The sequence below is a fragment of the Bacillus sp. FJAT-28004 genome, from assembly GCF_001280845.1.
GTDB lineage: Bacteria > Bacillota > Bacilli > Paenibacillales > Paenibacillaceae > Pristimantibacillus.
In genome coordinates this window covers 4,500,599-4,518,556 of sequence record NZ_LGHP01000001.1, presented here as the reverse complement: position 1 = coordinate 4,518,556, position 17,958 = coordinate 4,500,599, and the positions used below count along the sequence as shown (strand labels likewise).

General features: G+C 42.8%; 19 protein-coding genes. 9 read left to right on the top strand and 10 right to left on the bottom strand.

Annotation, left to right across the window (positions count from 1 at the left end):
* Nucleotides 1–110 precede the first annotated feature (110 nt).
* On the bottom strand, nucleotides 111–1,736 hold the full coding sequence (locus AC787_RS19700) for a cellulase family glycosylhydrolase (RefSeq protein WP_054026348.1): 1,626 nt from the start codon (nucleotides 1,734–1,736) through the stop codon (nucleotides 111–113).
* A 209-nt stretch (nucleotides 1,737–1,945) separates the two neighbouring features.
* On the opposite strand from AC787_RS19700, the gene AC787_RS19695 reads away from it, so the two are divergent.
* Nucleotides 1,946–2,398, top strand: coding sequence for a hypothetical protein (locus AC787_RS19695; protein WP_054026347.1), 453 nt, complete (start codon nucleotides 1,946–1,948; stop codon nucleotides 2,396–2,398).
* On the opposite strand, the gene AC787_RS19690 is transcribed toward AC787_RS19695, so the two are convergent.
* Nucleotides 2,385–2,738: a DUF3221 domain-containing protein gene (locus AC787_RS19690; RefSeq protein WP_054026346.1), complete on the bottom strand. Its 354-nt coding sequence runs from the start codon at nucleotides 2,736–2,738 to the stop codon at nucleotides 2,385–2,387. The two genes, AC787_RS19695 and AC787_RS19690, sit on opposite strands and share 14 nt — an antisense overlap.
* A gap of 118 nt (nucleotides 2,739–2,856) precedes the next feature.
* On the opposite strand from AC787_RS19690, the gene AC787_RS19685 reads away from it, so the two are divergent.
* From AC787_RS19685 to AC787_RS19650, 8 genes are all read left to right on the top strand, one after another.
* Nucleotides 2,857–4,041 (top strand): carboxylate--amine ligase, encoded by a 1,185-nt coding sequence (locus tag AC787_RS19685; RefSeq protein WP_054026345.1) that lies wholly within the window; start codon nucleotides 2,857–2,859, stop codon nucleotides 4,039–4,041.
* 225 nt (nucleotides 4,042–4,266) lie between these two features.
* On the top strand, nucleotides 4,267–5,922 hold the full coding sequence (locus AC787_RS19680; protein ID WP_054026344.1) for a M28 family peptidase: 1,656 nt from the start codon (nucleotides 4,267–4,269) through the stop codon (nucleotides 5,920–5,922).
* A 170-nt stretch (nucleotides 5,923–6,092) separates the two neighbouring features.
* Nucleotides 6,093–6,761 (top strand): deoxyribose-phosphate aldolase, encoded by a 669-nt coding sequence (gene deoC / locus AC787_RS19675; RefSeq protein WP_054026343.1) that lies wholly within the window; start codon nucleotides 6,093–6,095, stop codon nucleotides 6,759–6,761.
* A 55-nt stretch (nucleotides 6,762–6,816) separates the two neighbouring features.
* Nucleotides 6,817–7,209 (top strand): cytidine deaminase, encoded by a 393-nt coding sequence (locus AC787_RS19670; RefSeq protein WP_054026342.1) that lies wholly within the window; start codon nucleotides 6,817–6,819, stop codon nucleotides 7,207–7,209.
* 76 nt (nucleotides 7,210–7,285) lie between these two features.
* Nucleotides 7,286–8,467, top strand: a complete 1,182-nt coding sequence (locus AC787_RS19665; RefSeq protein WP_054026341.1) for a NupC/NupG family nucleoside CNT transporter — start codon at nucleotides 7,286–7,288, stop codon at nucleotides 8,465–8,467.
* 17 nt (nucleotides 8,468–8,484) lie between these two features.
* Nucleotides 8,485–9,666, top strand: coding sequence for a phosphopentomutase (gene deoB, locus AC787_RS19660; protein ID WP_054026340.1), 1,182 nt, complete (start codon nucleotides 8,485–8,487; stop codon nucleotides 9,664–9,666).
* Between the two features lie 21 nt (nucleotides 9,667–9,687).
* Nucleotides 9,688–10,395: a purine-nucleoside phosphorylase gene (deoD, locus tag AC787_RS19655; RefSeq protein WP_054026339.1), complete on the top strand. Its 708-nt coding sequence runs from the start codon at nucleotides 9,688–9,690 to the stop codon at nucleotides 10,393–10,395.
* Nucleotides 10,396–10,436: 41 nt separating this feature from the next.
* Nucleotides 10,437–11,738 carry a pyrimidine-nucleoside phosphorylase gene (locus tag AC787_RS19650; protein WP_054026338.1) on the top strand — a complete coding sequence of 434 codons (1,302 nt, stop codon included), beginning with the start codon at nucleotides 10,437–10,439 and terminating at the stop codon, nucleotides 11,736–11,738.
* 97 nt (nucleotides 11,739–11,835) lie between these two features.
* Here AC787_RS19650 and AC787_RS19645 read toward each other — a convergent pair whose 3' ends face one another.
* From AC787_RS19645 to AC787_RS19610, 8 genes are all read right to left on the bottom strand, one after another.
* Nucleotides 11,836–12,894 carry a serine hydrolase domain-containing protein gene (locus AC787_RS19645; RefSeq protein ID WP_054026337.1) on the bottom strand — a complete coding sequence of 353 codons (1,059 nt, stop codon included), beginning with the start codon at nucleotides 12,892–12,894 and terminating at the stop codon, nucleotides 11,836–11,838.
* Between the two features lie 126 nt (nucleotides 12,895–13,020).
* Nucleotides 13,021–13,458 (bottom strand): rhodanese-like domain-containing protein, encoded by a 438-nt coding sequence (locus AC787_RS19640; RefSeq protein ID WP_054026336.1) that lies wholly within the window; start codon nucleotides 13,456–13,458, stop codon nucleotides 13,021–13,023.
* Nucleotides 13,459–13,568: 110 nt separating this feature from the next.
* Nucleotides 13,569–14,453 (bottom strand): LysR family transcriptional regulator, encoded by an 885-nt coding sequence (locus tag AC787_RS19635; protein ID WP_054026335.1) that lies wholly within the window; start codon nucleotides 14,451–14,453, stop codon nucleotides 13,569–13,571.
* 23 nt (nucleotides 14,454–14,476) lie between these two features.
* On the bottom strand, nucleotides 14,477–15,064 hold the full coding sequence (locus AC787_RS19630) for a hypothetical protein (RefSeq protein WP_054026334.1): 588 nt from the start codon (nucleotides 15,062–15,064) through the stop codon (nucleotides 14,477–14,479).
* 111 nt (nucleotides 15,065–15,175) lie between these two features.
* Nucleotides 15,176–15,991: a prephenate dehydratase gene (gene pheA, locus AC787_RS19625; protein ID WP_082360862.1), complete on the bottom strand. Its 816-nt coding sequence runs from the start codon at nucleotides 15,989–15,991 to the stop codon at nucleotides 15,176–15,178.
* Between the two features lie 2 nt (nucleotides 15,992–15,993).
* On the bottom strand, nucleotides 15,994–16,428 hold the full coding sequence (locus AC787_RS19620; RefSeq protein ID WP_054026333.1) for a GNAT family N-acetyltransferase: 435 nt from the start codon (nucleotides 16,426–16,428) through the stop codon (nucleotides 15,994–15,996).
* Nucleotides 16,418–16,888, bottom strand: coding sequence for a hypothetical protein (locus AC787_RS19615; RefSeq protein WP_054026332.1), 471 nt, complete (start codon nucleotides 16,886–16,888; stop codon nucleotides 16,418–16,420). Before AC787_RS19615 ends, AC787_RS19620 begins: the two co-directional genes overlap by 11 nt.
* A 78-nt stretch (nucleotides 16,889–16,966) precedes the next feature.
* Nucleotides 16,967–17,902, bottom strand: coding sequence for an AraC family transcriptional regulator (locus AC787_RS19610; protein ID WP_054026331.1), 936 nt, complete (start codon nucleotides 17,900–17,902; stop codon nucleotides 16,967–16,969).
* Nucleotides 17,903–17,958 lie beyond the last annotated feature (56 nt).

Sequence of the window (17,958 nt, the reverse complement as noted above, 5' to 3'; positions counted from 1 at the left end):
GTATTCAGGTGACCATTTTTCGGTTTTGGGTGAATCATGTCGTTTTTTGCGCACAAAAAAATGTGATGCTGGCAGAAGCTGCCCCACATCACATTTATGTTTTTTTCATTTTAGTTAGCAAAAGAAAATTCAAGCCAATCTAAATCCACTTGACCACTCAAGACACGAATGATAACACGAACCGCACCCGTTGTCAGATGAATGTCCCTTAGAAGCAAGCTCTCCGTCCACTCCTCACCGCTTACCTCACAGATCACGGGCTCGTGGCCTTCTAGTTCAATAGATAATGTTACTTGACCCGCAGCTGTCAGCAGCCTCGCATGCAGATCGAATGACCTTGCTTTAACACACAAAGCATCGTATGCAAGCCAATCACCTTGATGCAGCTCCACACAGAGCGTATTATCCTCCGCCCAAACTTTGCCGCCCTCTGAATGGTAGCTTGGTATATCGGTCTTGCCCGTAATCATTCTCATGGGAACCCCGTCACCTGCACGCAGCCCAGTTTTGTTCTCTTTCTTGCTCACAATGCTGAAGCCGGCGCCCTCACCCTGACCATAAAATTCAGCAGGAATCTGAAGTGGAAGGTGACGCAGCAGCGAACGTGATATTCCCGGATAAGCATCGCAATTTTCTACTTTAAGATTATCGAGGTATTTATTTAAAATCGCTTCCGCAGTTGCTTCGTCCGGTTTAGCGCCTCCCTCCAAATAAGCCGTCAGCAGATTCCACCCTTCCGGCATACGAATAGAGTACGGGGAATTCGATGTACTCATCTTCTTCCATGTCCAGAAATTCCACGAAATTTGGTGATCTTCGAACATCTGGAATGCACCGCTGTACCACTGTGCGTTATTCTCTCCGCCTTCACCCATGAAGATCGGCACATTCCATTCCTCTCGCTTATCCAAATACTTTTGGATGCTCTCCGTGTCAGGGTTGTTCCAATATTTATGGAATTGCAGCATTAAATTATCATCAAATTTTTCGGTGAAAACACTCCAGTCCGTTGACCAATGGACACCTTCAATAATAATCATATGACGCTTGTCCACTTCACGAATGGCTGCTGTAATTTCCTTGTGCAGCGGCTCCACCAAATCATTGTACTGGCTGAACCAGTCTGGAAGAGGTTCATTAAAGAGGTCGTATCCAGCTATAATCCAATCATCCTTGTAACGTTCTGCGAACATTCGCCAAATCGCGATCGTCAGCTCTTGGTTACGGCGATCGGTAAATAGCTCCGGCAAGTCATTCTCGGAATCATCAATGTTCGCTCCCGTTTGGCCGCCCGGTGCTCCATGCAGATCCAAAATGACATAAAGCTTGTACGTTCTGCACCATTCAATAATTTGGTGAATTCGTGCGAGCCTCTTTTCATTAAAGGTGACCTCATCGCCTTGTTCCAAAATACCGCGTGCATTAATTGGAAGCCGAACCGAATTAAAGCCCTGCTTCGCAACTTCGCGGACATCAATTTCATCCACATAACGTTCCACATAAGTATCCCAGAAAAGAGCTGCTTTCTCTTCCCCGATTAAATCCTTCACCATCGCCTCGATTTTGCGCGGACGGTCTCCGCCTTGCGGGAACTTCCACATGTAGCCTTCAGGCAGCAGCCAACTACCAAAACCTACACCTCTCAGCACAATTTCTTTGCCATCGCCATTGATGATCCTTTTTCCATCGGCTCTAATGAAACCGCTTACGTCATTGTTGTTGCTATGCACGCTCATAATCGGATTGCCTCCTTATATGTATATATTAGAACTCTTATCGTAACTCCCTCAAAATATAGCACAAGACCGCAACTTACGGTGAGCATTCCGAAAAACGGAGTACATATCCGAAAGGCGCAACCTTAACAATCATTGTTGAGTCTATACTTTTATATGTATTTGATTCAAAGCAGCAGCATTATTATCTTGGAGGTGTGATATAGGTTATGTCAAAAATAAAACCAGCTTTATTCATCTTAATGTGTTTGATCATCTTAGGCGGATGTTCAAAAGATACAAATATCAAAGAAAATAAGTTTATTTTAGAAGATGTAATTACAGCGATTGAATCTCAAAAGTTGGAGCTAATATCCTATGGTATAACAGGTTATCCTTTGAAATTAATCGATGTTATTCCTCAGGTGTATTCTGTGGGAACGCCAGTTGGAGAAGAACAAAATGACCCTGAATTTATACACTTTTATATCTTTCAATCTGAAAAAGATCGTATTAATGGGGCTGAAGAATTTAATAAGCAAACAGAAAATGCCGCTTCCAAATCCTTTGCAAAATTATATCAGGAAGGAAATGTTCTGATCGTCTTCTGGAGTGACATCCAGGATAATACACGACTAGACAAACCTATTGAAACGGCGTTTGAGCAGCTCAAGAATACCTAATAATCTCATCCGCTACCGCCTGAGGAGGAGACGACAGCATCGTGTATCCCTTTGTTTTGATCGTTACTCTTTCACCAATCTTCAGGTCATTATATAGATCCTTATCATCAACATGAATAATCATCACATCATTTTGATCGTCGTTATTCAAAAAATCAGAAAGCGATTTTGTTTTAGCTTCTTTTTTTGAGATGTTATAGACAACAAATAGGGTTGGAACGTCATTGCTATTGAGTTGTTTCTCTAAGATGTAATCGCCTTTTTCTGATGTTTTACTAAAGACAATTACTAACCCACAGACAGCAATTGCTAATACCAAATAAGCTAACCATTTTCTCATTTTTCCCCTCCTTTTCGGAATATTAGACGCTTTGAATAAAGTTATGGTTGCGTTATAGTAAAGAAACAACACGAATGACATAAATATTTTATATCATGAAGGAAGCGAGTGTTTTTTCGTGCAAAATAAAGCTGTCATACTCGGCTCAAACTTTTATACAGGTTTAAGCATTATAAGAGGCCTCGGATCCAAGGGCATCTATACGGTCGCTATGGATCATTCCAAAGAAAATACATACGGCGCTAAATCCAAATACTTAAGCGAGCAAATCATTGTTCCTCACTATAGAGACCAGAAAGAACAGCTTTTGCAATATTTAATCGACTATGCCAAAAAACAGGAATCGAAGCCTGTCCTATTTCCGAGTGTTGATCCTTATGTTGAATTCATTGATTCTTATTTGGACGAGCTTAAAAACTACTACCATATCAATATGAACGTTCAAGGCTTTTGGAGCAATATAATGGACAAGGAGTACCTGCATTCTCTTGCGACAAAGCACGGTGTATTAGTACCCGAATCCATCGGCCCTAATGAAGAACGGTTTGAAGAACGAGTGGTTGCTGAAATCGGTTTTCCATGTATTGTGAAGCCCACAGATTCCCCTTCTTTTGTAAGCTTGTTCCGAGCCAAAATATTCACCTGCAATAACTTAGACGAAATGAGAGCCGCAATCGAGAAATCGACACAAGCCAAACTTGAGGTTATCGTGCAAAGAATTATTCCCGGTTTCGATGACCATGTCTATACGTTTGACGCTTACTTGGATCAGAGCTCCAAAGTGACCCACTGGGTCACCTGCCAAAAACTAAGGCAATTTCCGATTAACTTTGGCGCATCATCCTTTACAAAGCAAAAGTACATAGAAGAGCTTTACCACGTCGGAGCCCCCTTTCTAGAAGCGATTGGCTACAAGGGTTTCGCTGAAATTGAATTCAAGAAGGATGCAGTAACCGGAAAATATTATTTGCTGGAGATCAATGCAAGAACGACTACACTAGACCCCCTACTTAGAAAATGCGGCGTAAACTTCCCTCTGCTCACCTACAATGAGCTTGTCGGGAAGCCTATCGGAAGCCATGCGGTTACAAGCGATACAGGGATCGCCTTCTGCTTTTTGTTTGAGGATCTTATCTCATCGCGCGATTATATTAGAGCCAAACAGCTAGGCTTGCTGCCGATCGTTAAATCCCATTTTGTAAAAAGAGCCCCTGCCATCTGGAGTCTAAGTGACCCCGCGCCTGCCGTTTCATTCTCCTATATGGTTTTCAAAAAAATCATAAGAAAAGTATCGAGGCAATAGAGTAAAGAAAAACAGTTCGCCCTCAAACGAGGTGCGAACTGTTTTTGTGTGGTGCATAATTTCAACGTATAGCATATTCCCCCCTTCAGCTTCCAATAACTCCTTCATAAAATTAAAATAATAGGTATAAAATGTAATTTTATGATATAAAGAACTTAAGTGTTCCTATATAAAACCGCTATTTCCTAATTTGAAATTCAATGTGAAGCAGGGGGTTTGTCTGAAATGTATTCCGTCATGGGAAGACCACTTCTTACATGGGCTGCTTTCATCGTGTATGTGGCCGTCATTATTACGGTTATCTTTTTTATAATGCAAAGCACCCCATCCACTGCGGTCATACCCAACCAAGCACCGGCTAACCAATTTTCCGCGGAACGGGTTTACGAGGATTTGAAGTCATTTGCACAAAAACCACGGCATCCCGGAACAGAATACCATGAAGAAGCCAAGAACTACATTATCAATACGATTCGAATGATGGATATACCGGTAATGATTGAAAGTTCTACCGTCATGCATGAGGGTAAAGAGCTCCCCATTCAAAACATTGTTGCAACCGTAGAAGGCTCCGAACCAGGCAAAACGACGATGATGATGGCACATTATGACTCGGTCGAAGAAGGCCCTGGTGTGAATGACGATGCCGTAAATGTTGGCGTTATTTTGGAAGTTATGCGCGTGCTTAAACAAGAAAAGCAATTGAAAAACACGATTACCTTTCTCATTACTGACGGAGAAGAAGCTGGACTTTATGGGGCCATGGAGTATGTAAAAAAGCATACGATGGATAATATTGGGGTTGTTGTCAATTTGGAAGCCCGCGGTTTCAAGGGTCCCATCCTGCTTTATCAAACAATCGGACCGAGCGGCAAAGCGATTCAATTATTCAATGAGCATGTAGAAAGCCCCTATGCATTCTCCTTCCTGTCCGACTTGTACACCATTTTGCCTCATGATACTGATTTAACCGCGTTTAATAATAATGGGGTTATCGGATTAAACTTAGCCTATATTGAAGGTGCGGGGGTTTACCATACCCAAAAAGATGATTTAAACCATGTGGATTTACCAACCGTTCAGAACATGGGTGAGCATGCCGTTTCAATAATCAAGGCGTTTGGAGCCTATGATCTTACCACACTTTCAAATGAAGAGGATCAGGCTTTCTTTAACCTTGTCGGCAAAAAACTTATCGTTTATCCCGTTTCTTGGAACTATGCACTTACTGCAATCGCATTATTGCTTGGCGCCGCAGCTGTTCTGTATGGGATAAATAAAAAAATAGTTCATCTACGAAAAAGCATTAGATGGAGTTTATTTGTTGTCACCTGCACGATATTGCTCTACATTTTCGGAACGTTTTTCTATATCGCCTTCAGCATTTACGAATTTCAAGGAATAGCTGGTGCTCTTCTTATCTTTTTGGCTATCGCAGCTATCCTAATCTGCTTAATGATTTGGGTGCTTAAGAAACTTAAAACAATGACCAGAATGAAAAGGCTCGCTAAAGGACTGTCCGTCATCGATATCATCGTTGGTGCTATGCTCATCATGGCGATACTTACTGTTATGACAACATTCTTTTTGCCAGGAAGCCATTATTTGACTGCAATACCTTTAGCTTTATGTTCTATTAGCCTATTAGGCTATCTCTTGCTCAGCAGATTCGTCCTTGCAAGCATGATCCTCTCCATCCTTACTGCGGTACCTCTTACTCTTCTTTTGTATCCGGCCTTGCGGTTATTATTCATTGGCTTCGGAGTGCAAGGCAGTCATTATTTGCTCATTATTTTATGTCTTTTTGTCCCACTTGCTATACCAGCATTCATGAACCTTGAAGCGAAACCTTTAGAATCGAATGCAAACAACATAAATTAATGAAAGCCGGGAAACCTCTAATAGAAGGTTTCTCGGCTTTTATTTATTTCTGCTTCCTTAATCCAATATGAGGATTGAACATTTGTTCATTTATGATTTTACATATGTTCAAAGTCGTGTTATTATAGTCCTGAAATTAAGCATTCGTATAAGGGGAAGGTGAACTGGCTATGTTAAATTTGTCTGGAATGATTGATCATACGCTTTTGCGTGCAGACGCAACAAAGTCTGAGATTACAAAATTAACGACTGAAGCGAAAAAATATAGTTTTGCTTCCGTTTGCGTCAATCCAACTTGGGTTGCTTATTCTGCTGAGCAGTTGGCAAACAGCACCGTTAAAGTTTGTACGGTAATCGGATTTCCGCTAGGGGCTGCCACTACTGAAACGAAAGCCTTTGAAGCCAAAAACGCTATTGCAAGTGGAGCGACTGAGGTTGATATGGTCATCAACATCGGTGCGTTAAAAGATGGTGATGATGATTTTGTACAAAAAGATATTCAAGCCGTTGTTGAAGCAGCTGCAGGTAAAGCTCTTGTAAAAGTAATTATCGAAGCATCGCTTCTTACAGACGATGAAAAGGTACGTGCTTGTCAGTTGTCTGCTAAAGCGGGTGCGGATTTCGTGAAAACATCGACAGGCTTCTCTACTGGCGGAGCAACTGCTGAAGACGTTGCGCTTATGCGTAAAACGGTTGGGGACAAGCTCGGAGTAAAAGCTTCCGGAGGCATTCGCAATCTTGAGGATATGGAAAAAATGATTGCAGCAGGCGCATCAAGAATCGGTGCCAGCTCAGGTGTGAAGATTATGGAAGGCGAGCAATCGACCTCTTCTTACTAAATAATAGATATGATGGTGCTGCTCCTTGCTGGAGCAGCTTACAGGAGGTAGACCGATGAAGGATCAGTTGATTAAAGAAGCGATTGAAGCGCGTCAACATGCTCATATCCCCTACTCACATTTTGCTGTTGGGGCCGCTTTACTAACAGGCAGCAAACGCATTTACCGAGGCTGCAATATTGAGAACGCATCGTTTGGATTAACCAATTGCGCTGAGCGAACTGCTATTTTCAAAGCGGTATCGGAAGGCGATCGCATTATTGAGGCCATTGCAGTAGTAGCGGATACCGAAGGTCCCGTCTCTCCATGCGGCGCTTGTCGCCAAGTATTAGCAGAATTTTGTGATGAGAATACAAAAATTTATTTGACGAATCTCCACGGACATACCGAGGAATGGACAATGGCACAACTGCTTCCAGGTGCTTTTCGAGCATCTGATATGAAATAGTAATCTGTGAATCTATTGTAAGCGCTTCATAGTAACTCTAAACTCGCACAATACTAACTTACTAGGAGAATGAACCATGAAATTTTTAATCGCTATATTAGGTTTGCTTGTTGTTCTTGGACTATCGTACATCGCCAGCAATGACAAAAAGAACATTCGCTTCAAACCATTAGTTATCATGGTCATCCTACAGGTGATTTTAGCTTTCGTTTTATTGAATACCGTTGCAGGTGCTGTTTTAATTAAAGGCTTCTCCAGTATGTTCGAGAAATTGCTTGGGTATGCCCACACAGGAATTGAATTCGTATTTGGCGGCCTTCTAAATGAAGGACAGTTTTCTTTCTTTTTAAGTGTACTGCTGCCGATCGTTTTTATTTCAGCTCTCATTGGCATATTGCAATATATCAAGGTTCTGCCGTTCATCGTCAAATATATCGGTCTTGTCTTGAGCAAAATAAACGGAATGGGAAAATTGGAGTCCTATAACGCGGTCGCTTCTGCTATTCTGGGACAATCAGAGGTATTCATTTCCGTTAAAAAGCAAATTGGGTTACTGCCTAAACATCGGTTGTATACGTTATGTGCCTCGGCAATGTCTACGGTATCGATGTCAATTGTCGGCTCATACATGCAAATACTCGATCCCAAATATGTTGTAACGGCGCTTGTGCTTAATCTGTTTGGCGGCTTTATCATTGCTTCCATTCTCAACCCTTATAAGGTCGAGCCAGAAGAAGATATTTTGCAAGTGCAAGACGAAGAAAAACAATCATTTTTTGAAGTGTTAGGCGAATATATATTAGACGGCTTCAAGGTCGCTGTCATAGTCGCAGCTATGCTCATTGGTTTTATCGCAATGATCGCGCTCGTTAATGGACTTTTCAGCGGTATCATCGGCATTTCGTTCCAAGAATTGTTAGGTTATATCTTTGCTCCCTTTGCTTTTATCATGGGTGTTCCATGGAAAGATGCAGTCGACGCAGGAAGCATTATGGCAACAAAAATGGTATCCAACGAGTTTGTAGCTATGCTCGAGTTAGAGAAATATCCTAATTTGTCCGCACGCGCTGTCGGCATTGTATCTGTATTCTTAGTTTCATTCGCTAACTTCTCATCGATCGGCATCATCGCCGGTGCCGTTAAAGGTCTGCATGAAAAACAAGGCAACGTAGTGGCTCGATTTGGGTTAAAATTGTTGTACGGGGCTACTTTAGTTAGCGTCTTGTCAGCAATTATTGCCGGACTGTTTATTAAATAACAAGGAGCCTAAAACCAATGAACAAGTTTCAAAGAATTCATCTTGTTGTCCTGGACTCGGTAGGCATCGGCCAGTCGCCGGATGCAGCTAGCTTCGGAGATATTAATGTGGATACACTCGGCCATATCGCCCGGGAATGCGGAGGTCTGGAGATGCCTAATATGGCCAAGCTCGGATTATCCAACATTAAGGAAATTGCTGGAGTGAAGGTCGCAGACCAGCCCCTTGCTTATTATACAAAAATGCAAGAAGCGTCAAACGGCAAAGATACAATGACTGGTCATTGGGAGATCATGGGGCTTCATATTGCAGTACCCTTTCGCGTCTTCGCAGACGGTTTTCCGCCGGAATTAATTGATCGCATTGAAGCGCATACCGGTCGCAAGGTTATTGGAAACAAACCTGCCAGCGGCACCGAAATTATCGACGAGCTTGGCGAAGAGCATATGCAGACTGGTGCACTAATTGTATACACCTCTGCTGATTCCGTACTGCAAATTGCTGCTCATGAAGATGTGGTTCCGCTATCTGAGCTATATGAAATTTGTGAATATTGCCGAGAAATCACATTGGACGATCCCTACATGCTCGGGAGAATTATTGCACGTCCTTTTGTCGGTGAACCGGGTCATTTCAAAAGGACATCCAATCGCCATGACTATGCATTGAAGCCATTTGGTCCAACTGTGATGAATGAACTAAAAGATGCTGGATTTGATGTCATCGCTCTTGGTAAAATATCCGATATATACGATGGTGAAGGTGTTACGAAAACCGTGCGCACCGTATCCAATGCAGACGGCATGGATCAATTCATCGCGACCATAGACGAATCGTTTACGGGAATTAGCTTCTTGAACCTGGTTGATTTTGATGCTCTATTCGGACATCGCCGCGATCCAAAAGGTTATGGACAAGCATTAGAAGAATATGATGCTCGTTTGCCAGAGGTTTTCGCCAAATTGACAGATCAGGACTTGCTCATCATCACTGCAGATCACGGCAATGACCCGACTTATCATGGAACGGATCACACTCGCGAATATGTGCCTCTGCTTGCATACTCGCCTCGTTTTCAACAAACCGGACAGGCTCTTCCTATAAGTGAAACCTTTGCAGATATTGGGGCAACCATTGCTGAAAACTTCGGCGTAAAGATGCCTGCGCACGGAAGCAGCTTTTTGGGACGATTAAAATAACGAATAAAAAGGAGAATGTTCATGAGCGTTCATATTGGAGCCGAACAAGGCCAAATTGCAGAAACGATTTTATTGCCGGGAGATCCGCTGAGAGCTAAATATATTGCTGATACGTATTTGGAGGATGTTATCTGCTATAACGAAGTCAGAGGCATGCTAGGCTTTACGGGTACTTATCAAGGACATCGCATATCCGTGCAGGGAACAGGAATGGGTGTCCCTTCTATTAGTATTTATGTGAATGAATTGATTCGGGATTACGGCGTAAAAAATCTGGTGCGCGTAGGCACTTGCGGTGCTATGCAGGAAAGCGTGCACGTTCGTGAAGTCATTTTGGCACAAGCAGCATGTACGGACTCCAGCGTTAATCGTCATGTTTTTGGCGGTTATGATTTCTCGCCGATTGGCAGCTTCTCCTTGCTAAAGGCAGCATATGAGCGCGGTATTGCAAAAGGACTAAAACTGCATGTGGGCAATATTTTTTGCTCGGACACTTTCTACCGAGATGATAAAACGATTGTTCAAAGACTAATGGATCACGGTGTTCTAGGTGTGGAAATGGAAACAACAGCACTTTATACATTGGCAGCGAAATATGGCGTCAACGCTTTAACGATTTTAACCGTGAGTGACCACCTGCTGACTGGTGAAGAAACGAGCTCGGCAGAACGTCAAAGCACCTTTAACGATATGATGGAAGTCGCTCTTGAAACCGTAACTTCACTATAATCCTTCTTTAAAATACACGATGACAGCGAGGAGACAATACAATGAGAATGGTTGATCTAATTGAGAAAAAACGGGACGGCGAAGAACTTACGACTGAGGAAATCAACTTTATTATAGAAGGCTATACGAAGGATGAAATTCCAGACTATCAGGTTAGCGCCTTGGCAATGGCTATCTTCTTCAAGGATATGACAGAGCGCGAACGCGCTGACTTAACCATGGCGATCGTGAATTCCGGCGATACGATTGACCTATCAGCGATTGAAGGCGTGAAGGTAGATAAACACTCCACGGGTGGGGTTGGCGATACGACTACGCTCGTACTGGCACCACTCGTTGCTGCACTGGATATCCCCGTTGCCAAAATGTCAGGTCGCGGCCTTGGACATACTGGCGGTACAATCGATAAACTAGAAGCCATTGCAGGATTCCATGTTGAAATCGACAAAGATGAATTCGTGAACTTAGTGAACAAGGATAAAATTGCAGTTATCGGACAATCCGGCAATTTGACGCCAGCTGATAAGAAGCTATATGCTTTGCGGGATGTTACAGCAACCGTCAATTCCATTCCGCTCATTGCTAGCTCTATTATGAGCAAGAAAATCGCTGCCGGCTCGGATGCTATCGTGCTGGACGTAAAAACCGGCGCTGGCGCGTTCATGAAAACCGTTGAAGATGCCAAAGAGCTTGCGCATGCCATGGTAAGCATCGGCAATAACGTTGGCCGCAAGACGATGGCCGTCATCTCGGATATGAGTCAGCCGCTCGGCTTTGCTATCGGCAATGCGCTTGAAGTAAAAGAAGCGATTGATACGCTGCAAGGAAAAGGGCCTAAAGACTTGGAAGAACTATGTCTTGCGCTAGGCAGTCAAATGGTGTTTCTGGCGAATAAAGCTAGTTCACTGGAAGAAGCCGAGGAACTGCTGAAGGAAGTTATCCGCAACGGCAAAGCGCTTGATAAATTCAAATCATTTATCGCTAATCAAGGCGGTGATCCGTCTGTTGTGGATCATCCCGAGAAATTGCCGCAAGCCGCTTATCTCATTGAGGTACCTGCCAAAGCAGATGGCGTTGTCACTGAAATTATCGCCGATGAGATCGGTACCGCAGCTATGCTGCTTGGTGCTGGACGGGCGACTAAGGAATCGGAAATTGATTTGGCTGTAGGACTCATGCTGAACAAAAAAATCGGTGATTCGGTCAAAACAGGTGAATCACTCGTTACGATTCATTCCAATCGTGAGAACGTCGATGACGTGCTTAAGATCATTTACGAAAACATTCGTATCGGCAGCTCTGTGACGCCGCCCGTACTCGTCTACGGTATTGTTACTGAGTAAAATAACTAAATAATCATAACAAAAGAGGACTGTTACACTTGCCCTTCGGCAACGATAACAGTCCTCTTCTTTGATTTCTGCCAGTATAGGCAGGGGTTTAATTACCGGCAGCCAATAACAGCTGCTCTGCTTTCCAATGCAGTTCCCATACGTTGCAGGTTTGATTTGCCAATATAATGCTGGTCGAATCGATCTCCGGGTAGTAGGCAAAGATAGCTGCTACACCTGCATTTGAACCTTCTTTATACATCCGAATAAGCTTACCATCATTATGATAGAGAAAATGAAAACCATACCCGTTTACGATTTTACCCCAATCATATTTTTGTTCGATTGCAGACTGCGGCTTCATGATCTCAGTCGTCATCTCTTCGGATAATAACTTTCCATTAACCAATGCACGCATGAACAAATCAAGGTCGCCGACTGTAGTAAAGGCACCTCCATCAGAAGTACCCATTGGCGGAAATGAATATATATTTTTACGCCACGCTGCTACATTTTGATCGTCATAGATGGCGGCGTAGCCTTCAGCAATTGGAGCATCCCCCTCATCTTTTGAGATAAATGCTGTGTTCTGCATCCCGCAAGCACGAAATATATGTTGATCGACAAAACTTCGATAGTTTTCATTGGTCACTTTTTCAATCGCAAGTCCTAGCAGCACAAATGCGCAGTTATTATAGCTGACGTCAGATCCAGCCTTGAATTTTGGTTCCTTGTAAGCAAACTGAGGAATAAAATCAATACAATTTCTTATCGAATAGTTGGGTTTGCTTATGAACAAATCTTCGTAGCTCTCCCCCATCTCTTCATCTGCATCATCGGCAATCCCGGAGGTATGAGTGAGTAAATGAGCGATTGTAACGTCACTTGGTATTTGAGTGCCAGCGAGATCGATAATAGCCGTAATTCGGTCTTCCAGTTTTATCTTGCCTTTTTCCACTAGCTGTAGAATGGCTACTGCCGTAAACAATTTGGTGATCGATGCTGTATCGAACATCGTATTCATCTGATTAGCCACTTTAAATCCTCTATGAGCTAGGCCATACGCCCGGGCGAATATGACCTTGCCTCTTCTGTTCACAAAACCCGTACCAGAGAAATGATGATGCTCGTGATATTGATCAAATAAGGAAACGAACTCTTTTTCCATTTCTAAAACCCTCTCATGATTAGCATAGCTTCATTTTACCATTTGCCTATTACCTATTTTGATAAAATTTAACTATAATGATTTGTTATCGAGGTTTTAGCAGTAATGGGAGCTGCCGTTTGTTCATTATCCAATCAAGGGAGCTGATTCACATAACGTGCCTTCTACCTCGTTGCCTTCCTTGCGCCAGTATTCCATTCCGCCAAGCATCTCCTTTACCTTAAAGCCTAACCCCGATAAACGAGCTGCACCTTTGGCGCCTCCATTGCACGCAGGGCCCCAGCAGTATACGACAATGACTTGTTCTTTCGAGAAAGATTTGGTCCGCTCTTCATTAATTAAGTTGGATGGCAGGTTAATCGCTCCCGGAATATGGCACTCTTTATAAGCTTTAGCGCTGCGAACATCGATCAGCAGAAAATCATTAACTCCCCGCTTCATATCATTGCATACGTCAGAAACATCTGTTTCCACAGCTAGTTTGTTCATATAATGACGATGAATATCCTCCGGCGAAGCTGTGGGTGTTTCAAGTACAAGAGATACATATTGTTCGTTTTCCATTTCCACTACCTCCATTTGAGCTGTTATATTTAAGTAGTTCGGCTTCTTAGATATAATGTAGCACAGCCAAAGACAATGGAGTTATCGATAGGAATCTATACTATACTTCATTAATTTTGATAATTGGTACCGCAAATAAGCTCCAAAAAACCAGTAAATGCTCTCGATTTCCACTTTTTCTTGGCGTAAATGAGCTGTGTATAAAACTTACAATCTTGATGCGCGAAGGGAACAGCAATCAATTGGCCTTTCTGAACGGCATCTGCAACCACGATACGTGGCAGCAATGCAACACCAAGGCCATAAATGACACACTGCTTAATCGCTTCCAAATTGCCAAACTCATACGATAATGTATAGTTTATTTGGTTATGTTTGAGCGCTTTGAGCAGCATCGCCCGATAGGTGCAGCCATCCTCTGTTAAGATCATCGATTCGCTTTCCAAATCTTGCACCTGAACGTTATCATAGCTTCCGAATCGATGATCGGGACTTGCAATGATGACTAGCTCTTCTTCTCTCAATATGCAGCTATGAAGCTCAGGGTCCGTGAACGGAGGATCTAAAATTATCCCGAGATCTAGAGCTCCCTCTTTTACACACTCGATAATAAAAGGCTCGTTTCCTGGCTGTATCACAACGTTAACCTCCGGGTAACTTAGGCGATAAGCTTGAAGGTGCGGCGGGAGAAAAAAAGCTGCTAACGTCTCAATCGTTCCAATGGATAGCGTACCCTTCGATTGTTTGGAAATAACCTCTTTCGATTCTTCATGCAGCCTAACGATATCGTTGGCATATTGCAATAGGGCTTCTCCAGCCATCGTAAGCCTCATTTTCCTCCCAAATCGCTCCACCAGAACTGTCCCATAGGATTCCTCAAGCTTCTGAATCTGGGTCGTAATACTCGATTGCGCATAACCCAGTGTTTCAGCAGCTCGTGTGAAGCTCCCCCACTTCGCTACCTCGCGAAAGGTTTTTAAATACGTTAATTCCAAGCGGAACACCCCCTTCCACAAAATTAATAACGTCCTAGGAGCATACGCAAACCAACGATGATGATTGACGGCAATAATAACATATCACTCTTTCCCCAGACAGGAGAACTGTGATTTGGCGATTGTATCGTGTAATCTTTCGATTGTGCAAAAGTTTGCAAATGATTTTGCAAGGAGTCCTTTTCACCATTTGGCAATCCAACAACGACCTCCCCATCTACTACTGCAGACGCCGTTATCCAGCTTGGTGAATACAATTTAAGATTAGGAGGTACATCTGCTAAGAAAAAGACGTATTCCTCGCCTTTCTTGAACTTCATTGAAAAATCAGGACATGTATTTCCAGCTGGATATTTACTTCTATTATCTATCGTTTCTGGTAAATAGATGGTTTGTGGCGCTTGATCCGGTCCTGCATATGAAATGACATCCAGCGTTACTTTTCTACCGTCTTCACTACTATCAGCCACCTTACCATAAACCATAGCCTTCGACTCATATGCATCTTCAAATTTCCAAGGGAGAGGCGAGCAAGCATGGACAAAATTAGCCTTCATCAAAATAAATAAACAGATGCAGCTAACCGTTAGCAGTACTACTTTATTTCTCATGATCATCACTCCCGTTCATTCTTATAGCCTATAACGATGGAATGGAAATATTTGTTGCTGAGCAAAAAAGGGAATCACAAGTGATTCCCTTTTTACAGAAGCTTAATCCCGTTAAAGAATAGTTGTCGAATAACTTCCTACAATATGCACCTGATGCCCGAACGTTTCAAATATTTTCATCGCTTTATTCATACGCGGCTCATCCTGTACCATTTCCGTTTCGATTAAAAAGCGATATGTCCCTAACTGCTTGCCAGTGGGGCGCGATTCAATCCAAGTAAGGTTAATGCCTAGTGCGGAGAAAACATTTAGAATGGATGACAATACACCGGGAAATTCATTGTTTGGTGTTATCAATAGCATGGTCTTCATTTGTTCTTTGCCGGAAGGCATTTTTTTGCTGACAACAATAAATCGGGTGTGATTAGCTGAATGGTCTTGAATTTCACTATCGAGTATTTTCAAGCGATATTGCTCTGCTACCGATTTCGAAGCAATTGCCGCGACCGTAAGCGATTCTTTAATAGATTGAGCGGCCTTCGCTGTACTATCTGTATATTCCGTTTTTAAGTGATTGCGTTTAATGAACTCCCTGCACTGGTTAATAGCTGGATTTATAGATCTAACCGTAGTGATCTCATTGATATCAGCCTCAGGATTTCCAATCAAATGAAGGGATACCGTAAAAACCAGATCCGCTTCAATGTGAAGATTGTACATTAATAAACCGTCAATGGTCATGTGAATGTTGCCTGCAATTGAATTTTCAATCGGAACAATACATTTATCCACTTCTTCCGAATGAACAGCTTCCAATACATCCAATATCGATTCGTGCATAACCCATTCGGTTGAATCAGCAAAATATTGATGGGCAGCTTCTTCCGAAAAGGTTCCCTTGGGACCTAAATAAGCAACTTTAATCATACTCAAACCCTCCGTGAACTAATATCTTTTCGAAAATAATAATGCTTGCTGCCCAGAGGGGCATCTTCAAAAACCGCCACTTCTTTATATCCATTTTTCTTATAAAACTCCGGCGCTTGAAAACTAAACGTATTTAGTTTAATGAAGGTGCATTTTTTCTCTTTGGCTATTTTCTCTATTTGGGATAACAGCTGACTTCCAAGCCCTGTGCCTCTAAGTGCATGATCTACCCACAATATATCGACCTCTATCCAATTCCAGCAAAAAACGCTTAATAGTCCACCAATGATCTTACCTTCGTCATCCTTTATCGTCAGGTTTATTTCCTCATAATTGTTCTTCAGATCATCAGGCACATGTCCATGATTATACTCAATTAGTTTTCTTTTCACGTATTCACTTTCTTCTTTGGTTCCATATGCTATTTCAGCTGCCACTATTTCCACCGCCAAATACGATAATATAATTATCCAAATCCTTTACCGCAAACTCTTTCCACTTTCTGCTGCCCATATCCTCTACTATTGGCTCGTACGCTATGATTGCGCCTTTGGCTCTGAACTCCTCATACAAGGATTGCACTCCAGCGAAATCAGAGTAAGCGTACGTATCCCAGCTCGCCAGCGGACCAGCCCAGTCGGAAGGATAATCCATTTGCGACGGCTTTACATTCGGCCTGACATCTTCTGCTTTCTCTGCTTGCTGCAGTAAAAAACCTACCCCTTCTCGCTCAGCATGTCCCCATCCATCGATGGCAAAACCTAATATATGTTCATAATATTCCTTTGCTTTCTCTAAATCGGATACCAATCTGACTTGAAGAGCCTTTTTAATATGTGCTTTTGCTTTGCTAGAGACTTCCTCGCCTCTATCTGGCATAGCTAACTGAGCTCTCATTTACACAACTCTCCTTTGTTCTATACTTGTCACAGCGGGACAGCTGATCGGGAATCCCGTTTAAATCCCATTTTCCAATTATAGTATATTTTTTATAGAAGAAGAAGATTTGGCATGATGTATAGAAAACGATACCGTTTTACTGCGGAAGCTGCTTGGCGACTCCCCCGTCCAACGTTTGAACTGCCTGCTGAAGTGAGCAATATTATGGTAGCCAAGCTTTGCCGATATCGACTCGACCGTTTCTTCCGGATTCATCAGCAGCAGCTTCGCTTTTTTCAGCATCAAAGTGGACAAATATTGACGGGGAGACACGCCATACATCTGGGTAAACATGCGATTGACCGATGACATGCTGTAACCCACCGAATCCGCAATTAATTTTATCGTCTCCATCTCGTCCTCCTGCCCTCTTCTGCTTGCCGCACCTTCAACCGTACACTCCAGCATACTCGCAATCTGTGCTGCTGCAGCCGATTTCCGTGCACCAGCCTCATCACCGCGATTAAGCTCAGACAGCGTACCGCTTAATCCGGCAAACAGTTCAAATAAAGCGGACAAAATATTCATGCGAGACTCGACTCGTACGACTGACTCTTCGGAGGTTAATGCCATTAATTTATCCAATGCTGGCTTGATTGCTACTGCCAGCTCACTGCCAGCCTCGTGAAAACAATGGCTGTTGCGAATAAGTAGCTCACGGAAAGACCTTTCATCGACGTCAAAATGCAAGCAGTAATAGGTCATTTCATCATTACAAACGACGGAGCTTTCATGATTGTCCCCCGGATTGAGCAATATAAGATCACCTGGGCCTTGCTTATAGGCATGTCCGTTAACCTTCATCTCCTGCGTTCCCGACAATACGAGATTCACTTCAAATAGAGGATGCTTATGCAGCGGATATTTCCAATCCGGATCAACCGTACGCCAGTGTGCTGCAAAAACACGGAAGGTGGAATCCATATCAGGCAGCATAAATTCTTTCCTAGTGGACTCTATTTTTATTTGCATAAGCGCGCATTTCTCCTTCCTTATTTGCAGGCCCAAAAATATGATTGATTTGGGTA